Raw genomic sequence first — 19963 nt, 5'->3', positions numbered from 1 at the left:
GACCGGCCACCCCTGTACTCAAGCGGCGGCTTCGGTGGCCTTGGCGCGTGGCGGCGCGGGATGCAGCCAGCTCGCCAGCAGGTGGGTCGACAGCGGGATGAAGAAATAAACCATCAGCGGCGTGACTGCCAGGGTGCTGACCAGCACGCGGGTGAACAGGTCCAGTTCGCCCAGCAGCGGGCCCAGGCCGAAATTGAACAGCAGCGACACCGGGAAAAACGCCAGCCAGATCGCCACCGCCTGTTTCCAGCGCGGCGGCCTTGCGCCCACGGCGCCAAACCAGCCGTCGATGCCACTCACGCGATGTTCGGACGGGTCGGCAAACAACTCGCTGCCACGGCTCAGCCACGCACTGCGCGAGGCGGAAAACTCCCAGGCATGCAGGGTTTTTTCATCGGCGAAACGGAAGATGATCTGGAATTCATCGTCATGGGGCGGCGGTGCCAGCACGCCGGAACCCAGGTAACCGGGGAAGTCGGTGGCCAATTGCTCGCCTTCGCGCAGCCAGGCCATCAGTTCTTCGTAGCGCCCTTTGGCCACGCGGCGCGCAACCATCAAGGTGACGGGAGAGGTAGACATTGTGTATCTCCAAATAAACGGGTGCGCAGAACCGGGTAGGTGGCGCACGAACGAAGCTGCGGGGTGGTGCAGCGACGTGGCAAAAACAGGCAAGGATTATTCCTGTTTTGGCTGAATACGCCAGAGACTTCGGACGGATCGCCGCAGCCCTTGTATCGGTTAACCCAATCGGCGTTAAATGGGATCCAAGTTCAAGCAGATATTTCCTACCTCCAATGCCTGAAATCATTGCTCCTCAGCGTAGGGCCGCAACCGACAGTCACGCTGATTCCGAAGCGCTGTTTCCGATTCGCGAAGTGGCACGTCTGACGGGCGTCAACCCGGTCACCTTGCGTGCCTGGGAGCGTCGCTACGGTTTGATTCAGCCCACGCGCACCGAAAGCGGGCACCGATTGTATTCGGGCACCGATATCGACACCGTGCACCGCATTCTCGACTGGATCGAGCGGGGCGTGGCGGTCAGCAAAGTGGGCAAGATCCTCGCGCGCGATGAGCTGCGCAGCACGCCGGCCGCGACCTCTCGAGTCGATACCGAACTGGAATGGCACCAGTGGCAAGCGCAGTTGCGCCAGGCCGTCGGCGCCTTTGATGACCGCCAGCTGGACCGCTTGTACGGCCAGATTCTCGCCACCTATTCAACGGCCGTGGTATTTCAAGACATCCTCATGCCGCTGTGGCAGCAGTTGTTGCGTCACCATGGCAGCTTTGGCCAGGCCAGCGAGTGGCTGTTCTTCGATAATTTCCTGCGCGGCCGCACGGCCCAGCGCCTGCAAATGATCTGTGCGTGTGCCGCGCCCCGCGTATTGCTGTCGGCGATTGCCGGCGAGTGCCGGGAGCTGGAACTGCTGGTGGCGGGCCTGTTGATGTCCAGCGAAAAACTGGCGGTAAAGGTATTGGGGATGGGGCAACCGTTCGATGAATTGACACTGGTCTGTGAAAAGACCCGGCCGCACGCCCTCGTACTGTTTTCCAATCGCGCGCCTGGCAGCGAGCTGCCATCAAAACTCAATCGGCTGGCACTGACGCTCGACTGCCCGTTGCTGCTGGCCGGTGATGCGTCGGATCTGGCCGAACCCAACCTTACAGGTTCGCCCGTCGGTTGCCTGGGCAACGACGCCCGCTGGATGCAGCGCCGCTTGCAGCAATACCTGAGCGGGCAGCTGGATACCTGACTTCAGGCGTGAACGTGGGGGTGAACCAGCCGATGCTGGTGCAGAATGAACTGGCGCAGGCGCTCGATTTCATCCGCATCGCTCTGGTTCAGGCGGTAGGCGAACAAGCCGCGGGCGGTTTCGCGCTCCAGCGTGCCGCGCAGGGCAATGCGCTCGTAACCGGAAGGGCTGAACCACAGCGAAAAGGTTTTCGGCGCCTTGATCCGGCCACGAATCTCGATCAGCACACCTTTGAACGACACTTCATGCACCCATAACGCGGCCGGGTTGCCGCGTACGTTTTCCAGCGCCACCGGTGATTCCAGCGCCAGGCGCCATGGCCGAATCATCGGGCCGTCCTCGAAAATGCTCGGCACGCCCAGACGCAGATGCACCGCGTGAAACTCGTCTTCCACCAATTGCAGGGGAAAGGTGAGTTGCTGGTTATCGAATTGCGCCTGGATGGTAACGTTCTCGTGAGCGGCGAGCCGCGTGAGCAAATCGCGAATCTGTGCTCCGCCGTTGACCGTCAGGCTCGACCATGCATCCCGCACGTTGAGTTGCGGGTTGTGCTGCATGTCCTGGATGAAATCCAGTTCGTCCTGCGTCAAAAGAGCATCACGGTGCATTGATCTGGCTCAAGGGTGAGACATTGAAATGCCATTATCGCTCTAAAGGCGGCATTTTTTACAGTTTGTTAACTCCGCTCGTCGCCTTGAGCGCCGCCAATTCGTCTTTCAGGGCGGCGACTTCGGCTTCCAGCTGTGCAACCCGTTGCTGGGCCTTCACCTGAGGGGTGACGTCTTTCTGAACACCGACGAAATACGTCTGCCGGTCAGCCTCGTTGTACACCGTGGAAATCGACAGCTCATTCCAGAACGGCGTGCCGTCCTTGCGGTAGTTGCGCAGGATTTCACGGCACGAACCGCCGCTGTCGAGGGCCTCGCGAATGGCCATCAGCCCCGGCTGGTCGCGGTCACCGGACTGCAGAAAGCGGCAATCCTGATACAGGATGTCGTCCAGGTGGTAGCCGGTCATGCGCTCAAAGGCGGGGTTGGCGTAAATCAGCGGCTTGTCGCGGCCCTCCCGTTCGGCGATGGTGATCCCGTCGTTGGAGGCGTTGACCACCATTTGCATGAGGTTGGCGTTGATCATCGAGCGGTCCATGGCTTGTTTGGAGGAGGTTTGAGTGTATGGCATGGGGTAAATGTTGCGCCGATCACGCTGAAATATTTACCCCAGCTGCTAATATCCCACGCTTTCGCTCAACGACAGGATCAGATTGATGAAAGTCGCCATCCTTTCCGGCTCGGTCTACGGCACGGCTGAAGAAGTCGCCCGCCACGCCGCCGGTATCCTCAACGCCGCCGGTTTCGAGGCCTGGCACAACCCGCGCGCCACCCTGGCCGACGTGCAGGCCTTTGCCCCCGAGGCGTTTCTGGCGGTGACCTCGACCACCGGCATGGGCGAATTGCCCGACAACCTGCAACCCCTGTATTCGACTATCCGTGACCAATTGCCCGCCGCCTGGCGCGGCCTGCCGGGTGCCGTGATCGGCCTGGGCGATGCGAGCTACGGCGACACCTTCTGCGGCGGCGGTGAGCAAATGCGTGAATTGTTCGGCGAGCTGGGCGTGCGCGAAGTGCTGCCGATGCTGCGCCTGGACGCCAGCGAAAGCGTTACCCCGGAAGCCGACGCCGAGCCGTGGCTGGCCGAACTGGTCACTGCACTGCGCGGCTGACCGGAAACTCGCGCAGCAACGCCAGCCAGGCCTGGGCGGCTTTCGACAGATAAGCGCCTTCACGCCAGATAAAGGCAATGTCCCAGCGCAGGTAGTCGGGTGCCTTGAGGGTCAGGCGCACCAGGCCAGGTCGCACCAGCCCGCGGGCGACCACGCTGGGCAGCAGCACCACGCCTTGGCCGGCGGCGACCAGCGCGGCCAAAAAGTCCGCTTGACCGCTGCGCCCGATTTCCCTGGGCGTGAAGCCCAACTGCTGACAGGCCTGCATCAGGCGATCATTGAGTACAAAGCTGCGCTGGTACATCAGGAACGGTGTGTCCGCCAGTTCTTCCAGGCGCACCTGGGCGTTTTGCGCCAGCGGGTGATCCATCGGCAGCAACGCATCCAAAGGCTCATCGCAAAAGGCCTGCCAGGCGAAGGCCGGATCGCTGGGCATCAGGCTGCCGCCCACATCCAGTTCACCGTTCAAAATCGCTCGCTCGATGTTGCGGCTGCCGTCTTCCAGCAGTTGGATGGTCACATTGGGGTAGCGCCGGCGGTATTCGGCGTACAGGCCGGCAAACAAGGTGTCGCCCGCCAGCAACGGCAGGCCCAGGCGCAGTTCGCCACGGGTCAGTTGCTGCATGTCATCCAGCTCGCTGAGCAATTCCGACTGCAAACGCAACATGGCTTCGGCGCGTTGCAGCACCACTTCGCCGGCGGCGGTCAGGCGGATCTGCGAGCCCGTGCGCTCCAGCAACGGTGTGCCGAGGCTTTGCTCCAGCTGCGCCACTTGTTTGCTGACGGCGGACTGGCTGATGTGCAGGGTTTTACCCGCTTGAGTAAACCCACCGCGATGAATGACTTCGACAAAACTGCGCAGCTGTTTGAATTCCATGGGCCCAATTCCAGTTTGGAATAGCTGGCAGTCTAACAATTCGCTGTGGGGATGGGAGTGGCGTCTTTAAAATGAGCGTCTGCGAGGACCCAAAGCCCATGAAACGTTTCACCCGTTTGCTGACCGAACTGCTCATTTTGCTCGCCATCTACCTGCTGGGCTGCGAGTTGTCGGTGTGGTTCGCCTGGCCGATTCCTGGCGGCGTGGTGGGGCTGGGCCTGTTGTTGGCCACCTTCGCCAGCGGGTTGGTCAAGCCCGCCGCGCTGGAGTTGGGCGCGGGCGTGTTGATGGCCGAGATGCTGCTGTTTTTTATCCCGGCGCTGATGAGCCTGCTCGACTACGGTGGCCTGCTGCGCAATGACGGCTGGCGCATCCTGTTGGTGATCGGCTTCAGTACCTTGTCGGTGATGCTGGTGACCGCGTTTACCGTGGAAATGGTCTGCCGCTGGAGGCTGCGCCGTGAAGCTTGAGCTGATGCCGGTGTTCTGGCTCGCCCTGACGCTGGGCGCCTACGCTTTCAGCCGCTGGATTTACCGGCGCACCGGGCGTTATGTGCTGTCCCCGCTGATTCTGGTGCCCGCGCTGCTGCTGGCGGTCGCCGTGCCGATGAAAACCGCCTACGCCGAATATTCCGCCGACACCCATTGGCTGATGCTGGTGCTGGGCCCGGTGACTGTGGCCTTCGCGGTGCCGATCTGGCAACAGCGGCGGTTGCTGGCGCGCCATTGGTCGGCATTGTTGCTGGGCATGGTGGCGGGCAGCGCGGCGTCCATCGCCACCTCGTTCGGGCTGGCCAAGGCGCTGGCGCTGGACAGTTCGGTGACGATGTCGTTGGTGCCGCGCTCAATTACCACGCCGTTCGCCATGCCGGTGTCCTCCGACCTCGGCGGCGTACCGGAGCTTACCGCGGTATTTGTGATGTTCACCGGCGTGTTCGGCGCCATGCTCGGTGGCGTGTTGCTCAAGTGGCTGCCGCTGCGCACACCTCTGGCGCGCGGCGCCCTGTTTGGTGTGGGCGCACACGGCGCGGGGGTCAGCCGCGCACGGGAAGTGGGCGGTGAAGAGGGCTCGGTGGCGGGCCTGGTGATGGTGTTGACGGGCTTGCTCAACCTGTTCGCCGTGCCTTTATTGGCGGCGCTTCTCTGACGCGAGCGGGTCTATTCTTCTCTCTGACTCGCTCAGTCATCAAGCTGGCTGCCAAGGCGACTCCTTGGGCCACGCGGTCTGACTAGACTGGCCCTTCACTCAAAAAAACAATAAGAACGTGCACCAAGGAGGTCATTGTCGTGAGCCTAGCCCCTGTTCAATCGTCACAGAGTGTCAAAGACCAGGTCAGCGCTGCCGAGTGGCAAGCCCGTGTCGACCTCGCCGCTTGCTATCGCCTCGTGGCGCTGCACGGCTGGGACGACCTGATCTTCACCCACATCTCGGCCAAAGTGCCGGGCACCGAAGATTTTCTGATCAACCCCTACGGGCTGATGTTTCACGAAATCACGGCGTCGAGCCTGGTCAAGGTCGACCAGGCCGGCAACAAGCTGATGGACAGCCCCTACGAGATCAACCCCGCCGGCTACACCATCCACAGCGCCATCCATGAAGTGCGCCACGACGTCACCTGCGTGTTGCACACCCACACCGCCGCCGGTGTGGCGGTAGCCGCGCAGAAGCAAGGTGTGCTGCCTATCAGCCAGCAATCGATTTTCGTGCTGTCGAGCCTGGCCTATCACGCTTACGAAGGTGTGGCGCTGAACCACGAAGAGAAGGCGCGGTTGCAGGCCGACCTGGGTGAAAACAGCTTTCTGATGCTGCACAACCACGGTTTGCTCACCTGTGGCAGTACCATTGCCGACACCTTCCTGATGATGTTCACCTTCCAGCGTGCCTGCGAAATTCAGGTGCTGGCGCAAAACGGCGGGGCCGAGCTGATTGCCATCGGGCCGCAGATTCTCGCCGGGGCGAAGGCGATGGTGGCAGCTGTCACAAAGAGCGCTCAAGGTATGGGAGGCGCGCTGGCCTGGCCGGCGCTGCTGCGTAAACTCGACAGCCAAGACCCCGGGTATAAAAGCTGATGCCACTCGCCGAGATCCCGCTCAGAGCCTGGCGTAAACGCAGTCAGGTGTTCGTCTTTCGTGGCCGCAGCATCCGCTACTGGGTGGCCGGGCAGGGCGAGCCGTTGCTGTTGATCCATGGTTTCCCCACGGCCAGCTGGGACTGGCATTACCTGTGGCAACCCCTGGCCCAGCGCAACCTGGTGATCGCCTGCGACATGCTCGGGTTTGGCGAGTCGGACAAACCGGTGGACCACGACTATTGCCTGCTGGAACAGGCCGATTTGCAGCAGGCGTTGCTCGACCACCTGCGTGTTGAGCAACCGGTGCACCTCCTCGCCCATGATTATGGCGACAGCGTTGCCCAGGAATTGCTGGCCCGTCATTACGAAGGGCACCTCAACGTCGCCAGTTGCGTGTTCCTCAATGGCGGCCTGTTTCCGGAAACCCATCGCCCGGCACTGGTGCAAAAACTCCTGCTTAGCCCGCTGGGCTGGATGATCGGGCGGGCCTTCGGGCGCAACGCGCTGTCCAACAGTTTCAGTCAGATTTTCGGGCCGAACACCCGCCCCAGCGAAAGCGCGCTGGATGACTTCTGGAGCCTGATCAATTGCAATGACGGCACACGGATCCTGCATAAACTCATCGCCTACATCCCCCAGCGCCGGCGCCTGCGCGAACGTTGGGTGGCCGCGATGCAGCGTGATGACGTGCCCTTGCGGGTGATCGACGGCGAAGTCGACCCGATTTCCGGCGCGCACATGGTGGAGCGTTATCACCAACTGGTGCCCCACGCCGACACGGTGCTGCTGGCTAACATCGGCCATTACCCACAGATCGAGGCGCCGGTGCTGGTGCTCAAGCATTACCTGGCGTTTCGCGAACGGATCGCCGGGCCCGTATGGGAACTGGCTTGCCAGCGATAGCCTCGCCGCGGTATCCGCAAAGACCGCGTTGCTTGCATCGCAGGCAAGCCAGCTCCCACATGGGCCCGGCCCTTGTCACATCATCCCTCTGCCTTATCGAGCACTATTCAGCCCCGGCCGACTTTATTGTGACCCGGAGCTGTGTGCCTGACACTCAACCCATTCCCATTGTTGCCAGCGGAGTTCGGTATGAGTGAGTCAGTGCAGTTCCAGGATAAGGTCGTGATCGTCACCGGTGCCGGCGGTGGATTGGGCCGGGCGCATGCGCTGCTGTTCGCCAGACACGGCGCCAAAGTGCTGGTCAACGACCTGGGCGGCTCGACCCAGGGCGAGGGCGCCAATGCCTCCGCTGCCGACCGCGTGGTGGCCGAGATCCGCGAGGCGGGCGGCATTGCCGAAGCCAACCACGACTCCGTGACCAGCGGCGACAAAATTGTGCAAAACGCCCTCGACGCGTTCGGACGAGTCGATGTGGTGGTCAACAATGCCGGCATTCTGCGCGACAAGACGTTCCACAAAATGGACGACAGCGACTGGGACCTGGTTTACCAGGTGCATGTCGAAGGTGCCTACAAAGTCACCCGCGCTGCGTGGCCGCATTTGCGCGAGCAGGGTTATGGCCGGGTGATCTTCACCGCGTCCACTTCGGGCATCTACGGCAATTTCGGCCAGTCCAACTACGGCATGGCCAAGCTCGGGCTGTATGGTTTGACCCGCACCCTGGCGCTGGAAGGACGCAAGAACAACATTCTGGTGAATGCCATCGCCCCCACCGGCGGCACGCGCATGACCGAGGGCTTGATCCCGCCGCAGGTGTTTGAGCGCCTCAAGCCGGAGCTGGTCAGCCCGCTGGTGGTGTACCTGGGCAGCGAAGCCTGCCAGGAAACCTCGGGGTTGTTTGAAGTGGGCGGCGGTTGGATCGGCAAGACCCGTTGGGAGCGCAGCCTCGGTGTGGGTTTCGACCCCGAAGCCGGTTTTTCACCGGACGACGTGGCCGCGCACTGGGCGCAGATCTGCGACTTTGAAGGCGCCGCGCACCCCAGGGACAATATCGAGGCCTTGAAGGAGATGATGGCCAACTTGCAGAAGTTCAGCCTCTGATCGTTGCTTGAACTTCACTGAATATCGCGGGGCGCCAGTGGCGCCCCGTTTTATTGCGCGCATAAAAAAGGCCGCTGCAAAGGCAGCGGCCGAAGTAAGACGTTGGATCAAGGAGCGACAAATCAACGTCAGTGAACAGCGGTAATAGATTGAAACATTGGATCAATCCATTGGAATCGGACTTTTCCTGCGATGGAGCAAGCGGGCCATTTGCCCTGAAAGTGCGTCAAGAATAGACGGTTGTAACAAAATGAGTAATAGCCATTCAGGACAAGGACTGTTACACAAAACGTAATGATCGTTCCCATGCTCCGCGTGGGAATGCCTCTTCGGACGCTCCGCGTCCGTGGCCACATAACGTCCCAGGTCTGTGAAAGGGTGACGCAGAGCGTCACGGGCGGCATTCCCACGCAGAGCGCGGGAACGAGCGCTATCCATTCTCCTGATAGCTGCCCATCTACCTGATCCATGGCTTCGCCCAAACCCCGTCCAAAGGGGCTGTTAATCCTTTCGGGCGACAACGCGAATACCTCCTTGGTGCGCTTATCCCTCCCGACAGGCGGCAGTAGGGTGGGGCCTTCTGTCACTCACCGGGGAAGACGCATGACAAAAACAACAATGCGCGCCATCTTCACGCCACAGGCGCTCGCGGCGGCGGTTGCACTGGGCTGCTGCGCCCAGGCGCAGGCTGTTTCGTTCAACATTGGCGAGATCGAAGGGCAATTCGATTCATCGCTGTCGGTCGGCGCCAGCTGGGGCATGCGCGATGCCGACAAAAAGCTGGTGGGCACTCCCAACGGCGGCACGGGGCAGGCCTCCACCGGTGATGACGGACGGCTCAACTTCAAGAAGGGCGAAACTTTCTCCAAGATCTTCAAGGGCATTCACGACCTGGAACTCAAGTACGGCGACAGCGGTGTCTTCGTGCGCGGCAAGTATTGGTACGACTTCGAGCTGCAGGACGAAGACCGCGAGTTCAAACAGATCAGCAACCACCACCGCGACGAAGGCGCGCGTTCATCCGGCTATGAGCTGCTCGATGCCTTCGTCTATCACAACTATTCCATCGGCGACCTGCCGGGCAACGTTCGCGTGGGCAAGCAGGTGGTGAGCTGGGGCGAGAGCACGTTTATCGGTAACTCGATCAACAGCATCAACCCGATTGACGTCTCGGCGTTCCGCCGTCCGGGTGCCGAAATCAAGGAGGGCCTGATTCCGGTCAACATGCTGTTCGCCTCCCAGAGCCTGACCAATCAGCTGTCGGTGGAAGGTTTCTACCAATTGAACTGGGAAAACACCGTGGTGGATAACTGCGGCACCTTCTTCGGCAATGACGTGGTGGCCCACGGCTGCAACAACAACTACACCGTCGGCAGCCCGGCGATTGCGCCGTTGCAACCGGTGGCGGCGCGGTTTGGCCAGGGCTTTCAGGTCACCCGCGAAGGCGTGGTGGTGCAGCGTGCCAATGATCGCGAGGCCCGCGACGGCGGCCAGTTCGGCGCGGCCTTGCGCTGGCTCGGCGATGACACCGAGTACGGCCTGTACTTCATGAACTACCACAGCCGCACGCCCACCGTGGGCACCATCACCGCCAACACCAACCTGGCGACCATCGGGCGTATCGCCGCCACCGCCAACGCCATCGCGCCCGGTTCCGGCGCGGGCCTGGCCCAAAGCACCATGCTTGGCCGTGGCCAGTACTACCTCGATTATCCGGAAGATATCCGCCTGTACGGCGCCAGCTTCTCCACCACCTTGCCCACCGGCACGGCGTGGACCGGCGAGATCAGTTACCGGCCCAACGCGCCGGTGCAACTCAACACCACCGACCTGACCCTGGCGCTGGTCAACCCGATTGCCGGCAACACCGCCTCGCCGATCCGCAGCTCGTTCGGCTCGGACAACGCGGGCTACCGCCGCAAGGAAATCACCCAGATCCAGAGCACCATGACCCAGTTCTTCGACCAGGTGCTGGGCGCCGAACGCCTGACCCTGGTCGGCGAAGCCGCCTTTGTGCACGTCGGTGGCCTGGAAGCCAAAACCAAACTGCGTTACGGCCGCGACTCGGTATACGGCGCCTACGGGTTCCAGGGCGATACCGACGGTTTCGTCACCGCCAACTCCTGGGGTTATCGCGCGCGGGCAATCCTGGACTACAACAACGTGTTCGCCGGGGTGAACCTCAAGCCCAACCTGTCCTGGTCCCATGACGTGAGCGGCTACGGCCCCAACGGCATCTTCAACGAAGGCGCCAAGGCCATCAGCGTCGGCGTGGATGCGGACTACCGCAACACCTACACCGCAAGCCTGAGTTACACCGACTTTTTCGGCGGTGACTACAACACCCTGACCGACCGCGACTTTATCGCCCTCAGCTTCGGCGTGAACTTCTGACCTGGTTTAAAGAAGGACAACAACCTATGCGCAAGATGATTGCAGTGATGGCCCTGAGCGTGCTGGCCGCCAATGTCATGGCGGCGGTGTCGCCGGAAGAGGCCGCCAAGCTCGGTACTACCTTGACGCCGGTCGGTGCCGAAAAAGCCGGCAACGCCGACGGCTCGATCCCGGCCTGGACCGGCGGCATTCCAAAAAACGCCGGTGCGGTCGACAGCAAAGGCTTCCTCGCCGACCCGTTCGCCAACGAAAAACCACTGTTCGTGATCACCGCCGCTACGGTGGACAAGTACAAAGACAAGCTCTCCGACGGCCAGGTGGCGATGTTCAAGCGCTACCCCGAGACCTACAAAATCCCGGTGTACCCGACGCACCGTACGGTCAACCTGCCGCCGGACATTTACGAATCGAATAAGCGCAGCGCCCTGAACGTGCACACCATCAACGACGGCAACGGCCTGGAAAACTTCACCGGCAACCGTTACTACGCCTTCCCGATTCCGAAAAATGGCGTGGAAGTGTTGTGGAACCACATCACCCGCTACCACGGCGGCAACCTGCGCCGCATCATCACCCAGGCCACCCCGCAAACCAACGGCAGCTACACGCCGATTCGCTTCGAGGAAGAAGTGGCGGTGCCCCAGGCCATTCCGGATATCGACCAGGCCAAGGCCGCCAACGTGCTGAGCTATTTCAAGCAGTCGGTCACCGCCCCGGCGCGCCTGGCGGGCAACGTGTTGCTGGTGCACGAAACCCTCGACCAGGTGAAGGAGCCGCGCCTGGCGTGGATCTACAACGCCGGCCAGCGCCGTGTGCGCCGCGCGCCGCAAGTGTCGTATGACGGGCCGGGCACCGCCTCCGACGGCCTGCGCACCACCGACAACTTCGACATGTTCTCCGGCGCTCCCGACCGCTATGACTGGAAACTCGTCGGCAAAAAAGAAATGTACATCCCTTACAACAGCTACAAGCTCGACTCGCCGACGCTCAAGTACGACGACATCATCAAGGCCGGTCATATCAACCAGGACCTCACCCGCTATGAACTGCATCGGGTGTGGGAAGTGGTCGGCACCGTCAAGCCGAGCGAGCGGCACATCTACGCCAAGCGCCACATGTACATCGACGAAGACAGCTGGCAGGTCGCGCTGGTGGACCACTACGACGGCCGTGGCCAACTGTGGCGCGTTGCCGAAGGCCATGCGCAGTTCTACTACGACCATCAGGTGCCGGCCTACACCGTGGAAACCCTGTACGACATCATCGCCGGACGCTACATCGCCCTGGGCATGAAAAACGAAGAGAAGAGCAGCTTCGTGTTCGGCTTTGCCGCCAAGGCGGCGGATTACACCCCGGCGGCGTTGAGGTCCGAGGGCGTTCGCTGATCTTCATCTGACATTCAGCCAACCGGCGGGAGCCGGGCTTGGTGGGAGCTGGCTTGCCTGCGATAGCATCACCTCGGTTCACATGAAATACCGAGTCGTCTGCATCGCAGGCAAGCCAGCTCCCACACAAGCCAGCTCCCACATTGGCTTTCGTGCATAGCCTTCAATCACCCCGCTGAATACTTCTTCAACAACCGCCAACCACAGGACTAGGGTAGGCGGCAGGTTGCATAACAATAAAAAGCAGGATGCAGCAATGACCGCCATGACACGCCTCCTGGACCGTCCTGGGTTCATGCCCCGGCTGTCCGCCCATCACCTGTTGCGCCCCCGTCTCGCCGAGCCTTTGCTCGCCGCGCCCGCGAGGGTGAAGCTGTTGTGCGCGCCGGGTGGCAGTGGCAAGAGTGCGCTGCTGGCCGAGTGTGCCCTGCAGGCGCCGGCGGGGTGCCAGGTGTATTGGCTGCCGCTCAATGGCGGCATGCTGGGCGCCGGGGATTTCTGTTCGCGGCTGGCACAAAACCTCGGTCTGGCCTTTGTGGATGAAGCGACCTTGCTGATGGACCTGGGGCGCTGGCAAAACACCGGGTGGGTTTTCCTCGATGACTTCTGCCGCCAACCGGCCCCCGAGCTGGACGCCTTGCTCGACCGCTTGCTCAGCGCCAGCAGCCCGGCGCTGACCTGGTGGCTGGGCGCGCGGCGACGGCCGGTGTGTAATTGGCCGCGCCTGTTGCTCGATGACGAGTTGTTCGAGTGTGGCGAGTTGTCATTTCGCCCGGTCGAAATTCAACAACTGCTGAGCGCCGGGCAAAACGTCGACACGGTCATGGGGTTCAGCGCCGGCTGGTGCGCTGGCGTGCGCATCGCGTTACTGGGCGACGGCCACCCCGACAAAACTCTGCTCGACTACCTGCAGCACGAACTGTTCAGCACCTTGCCCGCCGAGTTGGCCGAGGCCTGGCGCGTGCTGGCCTATTTGCCGCGCTTTAACGCGAGCCTGTGTGAGCACTTGTTTGGCGCGGGCGACGGTGATCACTACCTACGGGATCTGCAGGCGCTCGGTGCATTTATCCAGCCATGGGAAGACACCAGCGATTGGCTGCAGGTCTTCCCGCCCCTGGCGCGGTTGCTGCGCGATGAGCCCTGGCCGGCCAAGCGATCGTGGCACCGGCGCGCGTGCCAGTGGTTCACCGCCGAGCGGGATTGGCAGGCGGCGTTCGAACAGGCGCTGCAGGCCGAAGAATACGAAGTGGCGGTGAGCCTGTTGCAGCACTTCAGTTTTGAAGACCTGTTCCGCCAGCAAAACGCCGTGCTGTTGCTGCGCCTGCATGAAGAACACGGCGATGAGTTGATGCTCGGCTCGGCGCAGTTAGTGGGGTTGGTGACGGCAGCCTTGTTGTTTGCCGGGCGCTTTGAGCAGGCGGGTCGCTGCATCGACCAACTGGCCCGCTTCGCCCCGCAGCCGACGGCGGCGCAACAGCAGCATTTGCTGGCGCGCTGGCAGGCGCAATGGGGCTGGTTGCTGCATTTGAATGGCGACGCCGAACGCGCCCGCGCGCACTTTCTCGAAGCGTTGCAGGCCCTGCCCGACAGCGCCTGGACGTCACGCCTGATGTGCCTGTCGGGCCTGACCCAGCAAGCCTTGTTGCGCGGCGAGCTGGAAGTGGCCCAGGCCCTGAATCGCGAGGCGCTGTGCCTGGCCCGTGCCCATGGCTCGCTGGTGCTGGAAGCCTTGCTTGAACTGGACCACGCCCAACTGCTGGAGCAGCGCGGTGCACCGTATCGCGCGCAAAGCCTGTTGGAAAACGTGCAGGCGATGCTTGACCGGCAGCGGCTCAAGGCCGGGCCCCTGGTGGGGCGGATTGCCTTGCGGCGCGGCCACGTGGCGTTGCGACAAGGGCACGACGCACTGGCCACCGAGTGTTTTCAGGCGGGCCTGAAGCTGTGCCTGTACAGCCAGGACAAGCGCGTGCTCTACGGTTTTCTCGGCCTGGCGCTGCTGGCTGCCAACCATGGTGATTACGCCCAGGCCTTTGCTCACCTGCGTGAAGCCGAGCGGCTGATGCAACAGCGCCACGTGCCGGACACGGTGTACCGCGCGGTGTTGCTGCTGGTCAGCGGGCATTTCTGGCTGCAGCAGGGACGCGCCGAATTGACCGTGGAAGCCGTGCGCCGCGTGCTGCGCCACTTTCGCGGCCCGCAAGCCCGGCAAGCGCCGCCGGCCACGCTGGAACTGATCCCGCGCCTGGAATATCTGCTGGTGCTCGCCGAGGTGAAACTGGGTTGCGCCGACCAGCCCGTCGCACGTCTCAAGGCCTTGCTTGAAACTGCACAACTGCGCGGCATGTTGTGCCTGGAAACCGAATTGCAACTGGTGCTGGGAGAAGTCGCCTGGCAGGTGGGGGATTCGGGTTTGGCGCGCCTTTCCCTGCAGACAGGCCTGAACCTGGCGGCGCGTTGCCAGGTGCAGCAGGCCGTTCGCGAGCTGCGGTTGCGCTCGCCGGGGCTGTTGAGTGAGCTGGGCCTGGAAACCCAGGCATCCCCCACCGGCGCTGCCGAAAACCCCTTGAGCCAACGCGAGCTCGAAGTGCTGCAATTGATCGCCCTGGGCAATTCCAACCTGGAGATCGCCGACCGGTTGTTTATCTCCCTGCACACCGTGAAGACCCACGCGCGGCGCATCCACAGCAAGCTGGGCGTGGAGCGAAGAACCCAGGCGGTGGCCAAGGCCAAAACCCTCGGCCTGATGGCCTAGCTTATTGTGGCAGTGAGGGCTTCTGTGGCGAGCGAGCAAGCTCGCTCGCCACAAAGGCGGCCGTGCCTTTCTCAAGTGGGTCAGCCGCAAAAGGCCTGGCGATACTCCCCGGGTGTGGCGCCCATGGCCTGGCGAAAACGATGGGTAAAGTGGCTGGCGCTGGAGAAACCGCACAGCCACGCAATCTCGCCCAAGGGCAGTGTTCCGCCACGCAACAGGTGTTGCGCGCGTGTCAGGCGGCGTGCCAGCAGGTATTGATGGGGCGGCAAGCCGAAGCTTTGGCGAAACATCCGTGCGAAGTGGTATTCCGACAGCGCACACAGCCCGGCCAATTGGCCGAGGCTGATCGGGTCTTGCAAATGATGGTCGATGTACTCCACCAACAGCCGCCGCTGGTGCGCCGCCAAGCCGCCTTTAAGGCGTAAACCTTCACGCGCGCCGACCTGGCTGAGCAGGGTGTGGCTGAGCATTTCATGGGCCAGGCTGCTGGTCAGCAAGCGCTCGGCGGGCTCGTGCCAGTTGAGGGCGATCAATTGGTGAAAACGCCGCGCCTGGGCGGCGTCTTCCAGAAAGGTGCTTTCGCGCAACTGCAATTCGCGGGGCTCGCGGTCGAGCAACGTGACGCAGCCAAGGGCAAATTGCTCCGGGCTGAAATACACGTGGGCCAGGCGGATTTCACCGTTGATCACCCAGGCCGACTGATGTTCTGCGGGCAGGATGCACAGCTTGTCGGGCCCGCCCTTGGTGCCCGGTCGATCCCGACGAAACGTGCCGGTGCCGCCGCCGATGTAGCACGACAAGGTGTGATGGCCGGGCGCCTGGTAATCCTGGGAATCGTGGTGGTTGCTCCACAAAGCCGCAGACAAGCCGTCACCCAGCTCGGCGCACGCTTCGAGGCGTGCATGGGGCGAGCGGTTAAGGGCTTGAAAGACTTGCAGGGAGTGCAGATCAGGCATGGTGTGTGTTCTCCGACACCTTGCATCCTACTCCCGGTTACGGCTGCTGTGATCCCGCCAGCCGACAAAAGCGCAAGAATGTGCAAGAGATCAGCCGCGCTGGCGGGGGACACTGTGGCTCAATCGACGGAGCCCGCTATGAACCTTTTCCTGTATTTACTCACCGTGCTGATCTGGGGCACCACCTGGATTGCGTTGAAATGGCAACTGGGCGTGGTGGCGATCCCGGTGTCGATCGTCTATCGCTTCGGGCTTGCGGCGCTGGTGCTGTTTGCGCTGTTGTTGCTCAGCCGCAAATTGCAGGTGATGAACCGGCGCGGGCATTTGATTTGCCTGGCCCAGGGCCTGTGCCTGTTTTGCGTGAACTTCATGTGCTTTCTCACGGCCAGCCAGTGGATTCCAAGTGGTCTGGTGGCGGTGGTGTTTTCCACGGCCACGCTGTGGAACGCGTTGAATGCGCGGGTGTTCTTCGGCCAGCGCGTGGCGCGCAATGTGCTGATGGGCGGCGCACTGGGCCTGCTGGGGCTGGGCTTTCTGTTCTGGCCGGAACTGGCGGGGCACACCGCAAGCCCTGAGACCCTGATGGGGCTGGGCCTGGCGCTGCTGGGAACCATGTGCTTTTCGGCGGGCAACATGCTGTCGAGCCTGCAACAGAAGGCGGGGCTCAAGCCACTGACCACCAATGCCTGGGGCATGGCGTACGGCTCGGCGATGCTGGCGACCTATTGCGCGGTGCGCGGTATTCCATTTGAGATGGACTGGAGCCCGCGCTACCTCGGCGCGCTGTGGTACCTGGTGATTCCGGGCTCGGTGATTGGCTTTACCGCCTACCTCACGCTGGTCGGCCGCATGGGGCCGGAGCGTGCGGCGTATTGCACGGTGCTGTTCCCGGTGGTGGCGCTGAATGTGTCGGCGTTTGCCGAGGGCTATCAGTGGACCGCACCGGCGCTGGTGGGGTTGGTGCTGGTGATGCTGGGCAATGTGCTGGTGTTTCGTAAGCCCAAGCCTTTGAACCCGGTCTTCAAGGCGAAGGCAATCTAATGTGGGAGCTGGCTTGCCTGCGATTGCAGTGTGTCAGCCAACTCATCTCTTAATGAAGCACCGCTATCGCAGGCAAGCCAGCTCCCACAGTTGACTGAGTTCCTCCCACATTTGGCGGGCTTATTTGAGGCCCAGGCGCTTGGCCATGCGCCCGAGGTTGGCGCGGTCCAGGCCGAGTTCGCGGGCGGCGCTGGCCCAGTTGTGCTGGTGGCGCTCCAGGCAGGCGCTGATGAGCTGGCGCTGATAGTGCTCGGTGGCCTGGCGCAGGTCGCCGCTGACGGCGGGGAGGGGCTCGGCCTGCGCTTCGATCACCGGCGGCGCGCTGATGTCGGGCAACTCCAGGTCCTGGGCGCTCAGGCTCAAAATCTTCGGGCGTTCGCGACAGTTGCCCAAGGCTTTGAGCGCGCTGCGGCCGATCAAGTGTTCCAGCTCGCGCACATTGCCCGGCCAGTTGTAGGCGAGCAGCGCGGCTTGGGCATCGCTGGTCAGGCGCAGGCTGCCCAGGCCCATGCGTGAGCGGTTCTGTTCGAGGAAAAACCCCGCCAGCAGCAACACATCGCGCCCGCGTTCACGCAGCGCGGGTACTTGCAGCGGGTACACGCTGAGGCGGTGGTAGAAGTCGGCGCGGTAGCGGCCATTGCGCACTTCCTCTGCAAGGTCGCGGTTGGTGGCGGCGATCAGGCGTACGTCCACCTGGTGTTCCTTGTCCGAACCCAGGCGTTGCAGCTGGCCGCTTTGCAGCACGCGCAACAGCTTGGCCTGCACGGTCAGCGACAGCTCGCCCACCTCGTCCAGAAACAAGGTGCCGCCATTGGCCAGCTCGAACTTGCCGCGCCGCTCGTTCAGTGCGCCGGTAAACGCGCCGCGCACATGGCCGAACAGCTCGCTTTCCACCAGGGTTTCCGGGAGGGCGGCGCAGTTGAGGCTGATCAGCGGTTTGTCGGCGCGTGATGACGCGGCGTGGATGGCCTGGGCGACCAGTTCCTTGCCCACCCCGGTTTCGCCGGTGATCAGCACGGTCAGGTCGCTGCCGCCCACCAGTTTGATTTCTTCCACCAGGCGTTTGTGCGCCTTGCTCTGGCCGATCATTTCCTTGTGCTGCTGGCCGCTGGCCTGGCGGTAAATCTCGGCGCGCTGGTGTTCGTCTTCGGCACGCAGCGCCAGGCGTTCGATACGCTCGGCCACATTGACCGTGGCGGCGGCGAGGCTGGCGAAGGCTTGCAGGGCGTCCAACTCGACGCGCTCGAACCGCTCGGTGTCGAGGGCGTCCAGCGTCAACAGGCCCCAGGGCTTGTCGTCGATAAACAGCGGGCAGCCCATGCAGTCGTGCACTTCCAGATGCCCGTGCAGGCCATCGACGAGGCCGTCGTAGGGGTCGGGCAATTCGCTGTCGCTGTCGAAGCGGGTAGGGCCGGGGCTGCTCAGCAGGATGTCAAAGCGCGGGTGTTCGCTGACCTTGAAGCGCCGGCCGAGGGTGTCGGGGCTTAAGCCGTCCACTGCCAGCGGCACCAGCCACTCGCCGTCCAGGCGCAATAACGCGGCGGCGTCGCACGGCAGCAGGGCGCGCATGGCTTGCAACAGGCGGCGGTAGCGTTCGCCTTCCGGCAGTTCGCGGGAGAGGTCGGCGACCAGAGGCAGCAGAGTAGTGAGCAGTGATTGCGCAGTCATAATGACTCCTTGTAGTCCTTATGACTATAAGGTGTAGGAAGTCATATTGACTACAATATATTTAAGTCATTGAAATATAACGATTAATAAGTTGGCATGAATACTGACTCACTCAAGGCAATCCGTGAAGAGACCCAGGAGTCTGCCATGCTGAGTGCCCAAGACCGTGCCATCGTCAAATCCACCGTGCCCCTGCTGGAAAGCGGTGGTGAAGCGCTGATCACTCATTTCTACCGGATGATGCTCTCCGAGTACCCGGAAGTTCGCCCGCTGTTCAACCAGGCCCACCAGGCCAGCGGCGACCAGCCCCGCGCCCTGGCCAATGGGGTGCTGATGTACGCGCGGCACATTGACCAGCTCGACCAGTTGGGCGACCTGGTGGCCAAGATCATCAACAAGCACGTTGCCCTGCAGATTCTGCCGGAGCATTACCCGATCGTGGGTGCTTGCCTGCTGCGCGCCATTTCCGAAGTGCTCGGGGAAGAGATCGCCACCCCCGAGGTCATGAGCGCCTGGGGTGCCGCCTACGGCCAACTGGCGGACATATTGATTGGCGCTGAAGCCGCCATCTACGACGAGAAAGCCCAGGCACCGGGCGGCTGGCGCGGGGCGCGGCCGTTTGTGCTGGTCAAGCGCGTGGAAGAAAGCGACGAGATCATCTCCTTCTACTTTGCCCCGGTGGATAACGGCCCGATTCTGGCCGCCGCACCGGGCCAGTACATCGGCTTGAAGCTGGTGCTCGATGGCGAAGAAGTGCGCCGCAACTATTCGCTCTCGGCCCTGAGCGATGCCGGGCTGTACCGTATCAGCGTCAAGCGCGAAGCGGGTGGGCGGGTGTCCAGTTACCTGCATGACCAGATGCACGTCGGCGCGACGATCGACCTGTTCCCGCCGTCGGGTGAGTTCACCCTGGCTGCCAGCGACAAACCGCTCGTGCTGATCAGCGGCGGGGTGGGCATCACGCCGACACTGCCGATGCTCGAGGCGGCGCTGGCCACCGAGCGGCCGGTGCACTTTATCCACTGCGCGCGTAATGGCGGGGTGCATGCGTTCCGCGACTGGGTGGATGGTTTGGCGGCCAGGCATCCGCAACTCAAACGTTTTTACTGCTATGCCGAAGATGACGGCGTGAGCCCGGCGGCAGACAAGGTGGGCATGTTGAGCCAGGAGCAACTGGCGGCGTGGTTGCCGCAGGATCGGGACCTGGATGCTTACTTCCTGGGGCCTAAAGGCTTCATGGCGGCGGTCAAGCGGCACCTCAAGGCGTTGGGTGTGCCGGAGAAACAAAGCCGTTATGAGTTCTTTGGCCCTGCGGCGGCTCTGGAATAAGGTTTAACCGGCATA

The 19963-nt window shown here is 62.6% G+C and carries 19 protein-coding genes; 12 read left to right on the top strand and 7 right to left on the bottom strand.

From position 1 onward, the window contains the following. Positions 1-18 precede the first annotated feature (18 nt). Complete coding sequence (locus tag ATI14_RS01555; RefSeq protein WP_080519982.1) at positions 19-579, bottom strand: putative antibiotic biosynthesis monooxygenase; 561 nt, start codon at positions 577-579, stop codon at positions 19-21. A gap of 215 nt (positions 580-794) precedes the next feature. Here ATI14_RS01555 and ATI14_RS01550 point away from each other — a divergent pair, with 215 nt between their 5' ends. Continuing rightward, complete coding sequence (locus ATI14_RS01550) at positions 795-1751, top strand: MerR family transcriptional regulator (protein WP_016971063.1); 957 nt, start codon at positions 795-797, stop codon at positions 1749-1751. 2 nt (positions 1752-1753) lie between these two features. On the opposite strand, the gene ATI14_RS01545 is transcribed toward ATI14_RS01550, so the two are convergent. Next, a complete protein-coding gene (locus ATI14_RS01545) occupies positions 1754-2359 on the bottom strand; it encodes a hypothetical protein (protein ID WP_016971064.1) in 606 nt (201 codons plus the stop codon). Between the two features lie 58 nt (positions 2360-2417). After that, entirely contained in the window at positions 2418-2885 is a 468-nt protein-coding gene (locus tag ATI14_RS01540; protein ID WP_016971065.1) for a PAS domain-containing protein, read from the bottom strand. A gap of 130 nt (positions 2886-3015) precedes the next feature. Between ATI14_RS01540 and ATI14_RS01535 the strand changes: the two genes are divergently transcribed. Further along, positions 3016-3471, top strand: coding sequence for a flavodoxin (locus tag ATI14_RS01535; protein WP_016971066.1), 456 nt, complete (start codon positions 3016-3018; stop codon positions 3469-3471). On the opposite strand, the gene ATI14_RS01530 is transcribed toward ATI14_RS01535, so the two are convergent. Continuing rightward, on the bottom strand, positions 3452-4348 hold the full coding sequence (locus tag ATI14_RS01530; RefSeq protein WP_016971067.1) for a LysR family transcriptional regulator: 897 nt from the start codon (positions 4346-4348) through the stop codon (positions 3452-3454). The two genes, ATI14_RS01535 and ATI14_RS01530, sit on opposite strands and share 20 nt — an antisense overlap. A 98-nt stretch (positions 4349-4446) precedes the next feature. On the opposite strand from ATI14_RS01530, the gene ATI14_RS01525 reads away from it, so the two are divergent. The 7 genes from ATI14_RS01525 (at position 4447) to ATI14_RS01495 (ending at position 12202) form a co-directional block, all read left to right on the top strand. Continuing rightward, complete coding sequence (locus tag ATI14_RS01525) at positions 4447-4818, top strand: CidA/LrgA family protein (RefSeq protein WP_016971068.1); 372 nt, start codon at positions 4447-4449, stop codon at positions 4816-4818. After that, complete coding sequence (locus tag ATI14_RS01520) at positions 4808-5494, top strand: LrgB family protein (protein ID WP_016971069.1); 687 nt, start codon at positions 4808-4810, stop codon at positions 5492-5494. The genes ATI14_RS01525 and ATI14_RS01520 overlap by 11 nt, the downstream gene beginning before the upstream one ends. Before the next feature lie 140 nt (positions 5495-5634). Continuing rightward, entirely contained in the window at positions 5635-6417 is a 783-nt protein-coding gene (locus ATI14_RS01515) for a class II aldolase/adducin family protein (RefSeq protein ID WP_016971070.1), read from the top strand. Further along, a complete protein-coding gene (locus tag ATI14_RS01510; RefSeq protein WP_016971071.1) occupies positions 6417-7322 on the top strand; it encodes an alpha/beta fold hydrolase in 906 nt (301 codons plus the stop codon). The genes ATI14_RS01515 and ATI14_RS01510 overlap by 1 nt, the downstream gene beginning before the upstream one ends. A gap of 189 nt (positions 7323-7511) precedes the next feature. Continuing rightward, complete coding sequence (locus ATI14_RS01505; RefSeq protein ID WP_016971072.1) at positions 7512-8423, top strand: SDR family oxidoreductase; 912 nt, start codon at positions 7512-7514, stop codon at positions 8421-8423. A gap of 618 nt (positions 8424-9041) precedes the next feature. Continuing rightward, on the top strand, positions 9042-10817 hold the full coding sequence (locus ATI14_RS01500; protein WP_080519981.1) for a DUF1302 domain-containing protein: 1776 nt from the start codon (positions 9042-9044) through the stop codon (positions 10815-10817). A 26-nt stretch (positions 10818-10843) separates the two neighbouring features. Continuing rightward, the gene (locus ATI14_RS01495; RefSeq protein ID WP_080519980.1) at positions 10844-12202 is read left to right on the top strand and encodes a DUF1329 domain-containing protein; all 1359 of its coding nucleotides are present in this window, start codon (positions 10844-10846) and stop codon (positions 12200-12202) included. Positions 12203-12280: 78 nt separating this feature from the next. On the opposite strand, the gene ATI14_RS01490 is transcribed toward ATI14_RS01495, so the two are convergent. Beyond that, on the bottom strand, positions 12281-12469 hold the full coding sequence (locus tag ATI14_RS01490; protein WP_016971075.1) for a hypothetical protein: 189 nt from the start codon (positions 12467-12469) through the stop codon (positions 12281-12283). Here ATI14_RS01490 and ATI14_RS01485 point away from each other — a divergent pair. Beyond that, the gene (locus ATI14_RS01485) at positions 12459-14954 is read left to right on the top strand and encodes a LuxR C-terminal-related transcriptional regulator (RefSeq protein ID WP_080519978.1); all 2496 of its coding nucleotides are present in this window, start codon (positions 12459-12461) and stop codon (positions 14952-14954) included. The genes ATI14_RS01490 and ATI14_RS01485 overlap by 11 nt on opposite strands. An 80-nt stretch (positions 14955-15034) precedes the next feature. On the opposite strand, the gene ATI14_RS01480 is transcribed toward ATI14_RS01485, so the two are convergent. Next, the gene (locus ATI14_RS01480; protein ID WP_080519977.1) at positions 15035-15910 is read right to left on the bottom strand and encodes a helix-turn-helix domain-containing protein; all 876 of its coding nucleotides are present in this window, start codon (positions 15908-15910) and stop codon (positions 15035-15037) included. Between the two features lie 138 nt (positions 15911-16048). Here ATI14_RS01480 and ATI14_RS01475 point away from each other — a divergent pair, with 138 nt between their 5' ends. Beyond that, positions 16049-16951: a DMT family transporter gene (locus tag ATI14_RS01475; protein WP_016971078.1), complete on the top strand. Its 903-nt coding sequence runs from the start codon at positions 16049-16051 to the stop codon at positions 16949-16951. 120 nt (positions 16952-17071) lie between these two features. Here the strand turns inward: ATI14_RS01475 and norR are convergent, their stop codons facing one another. Next, positions 17072-18619, bottom strand: a complete 1548-nt coding sequence (gene norR, locus ATI14_RS01470; RefSeq protein ID WP_016971079.1) for a nitric oxide reductase transcriptional regulator NorR — start codon at positions 18617-18619, stop codon at positions 17072-17074. Between the two features lie 147 nt (positions 18620-18766). On the opposite strand from norR, the gene hmpA reads away from it, so the two are divergent. Then, a complete protein-coding gene (hmpA, locus tag ATI14_RS01465; protein WP_016971080.1) occupies positions 18767-19948 on the top strand; it encodes an NO-inducible flavohemoprotein in 1182 nt (393 codons plus the stop codon). The last annotated feature ends 15 nt before the right edge of the window (positions 19949-19963 follow it).

This window comes from Pseudomonas tolaasii NCPPB 2192 (assembly GCF_002813445.1).
Taxonomy (GTDB): domain Bacteria; phylum Pseudomonadota; class Gammaproteobacteria; order Pseudomonadales; family Pseudomonadaceae; genus Aquipseudomonas; species Aquipseudomonas tolaasii.
This window is presented reverse-complemented; position numbering and strand designations above follow the sequence as displayed.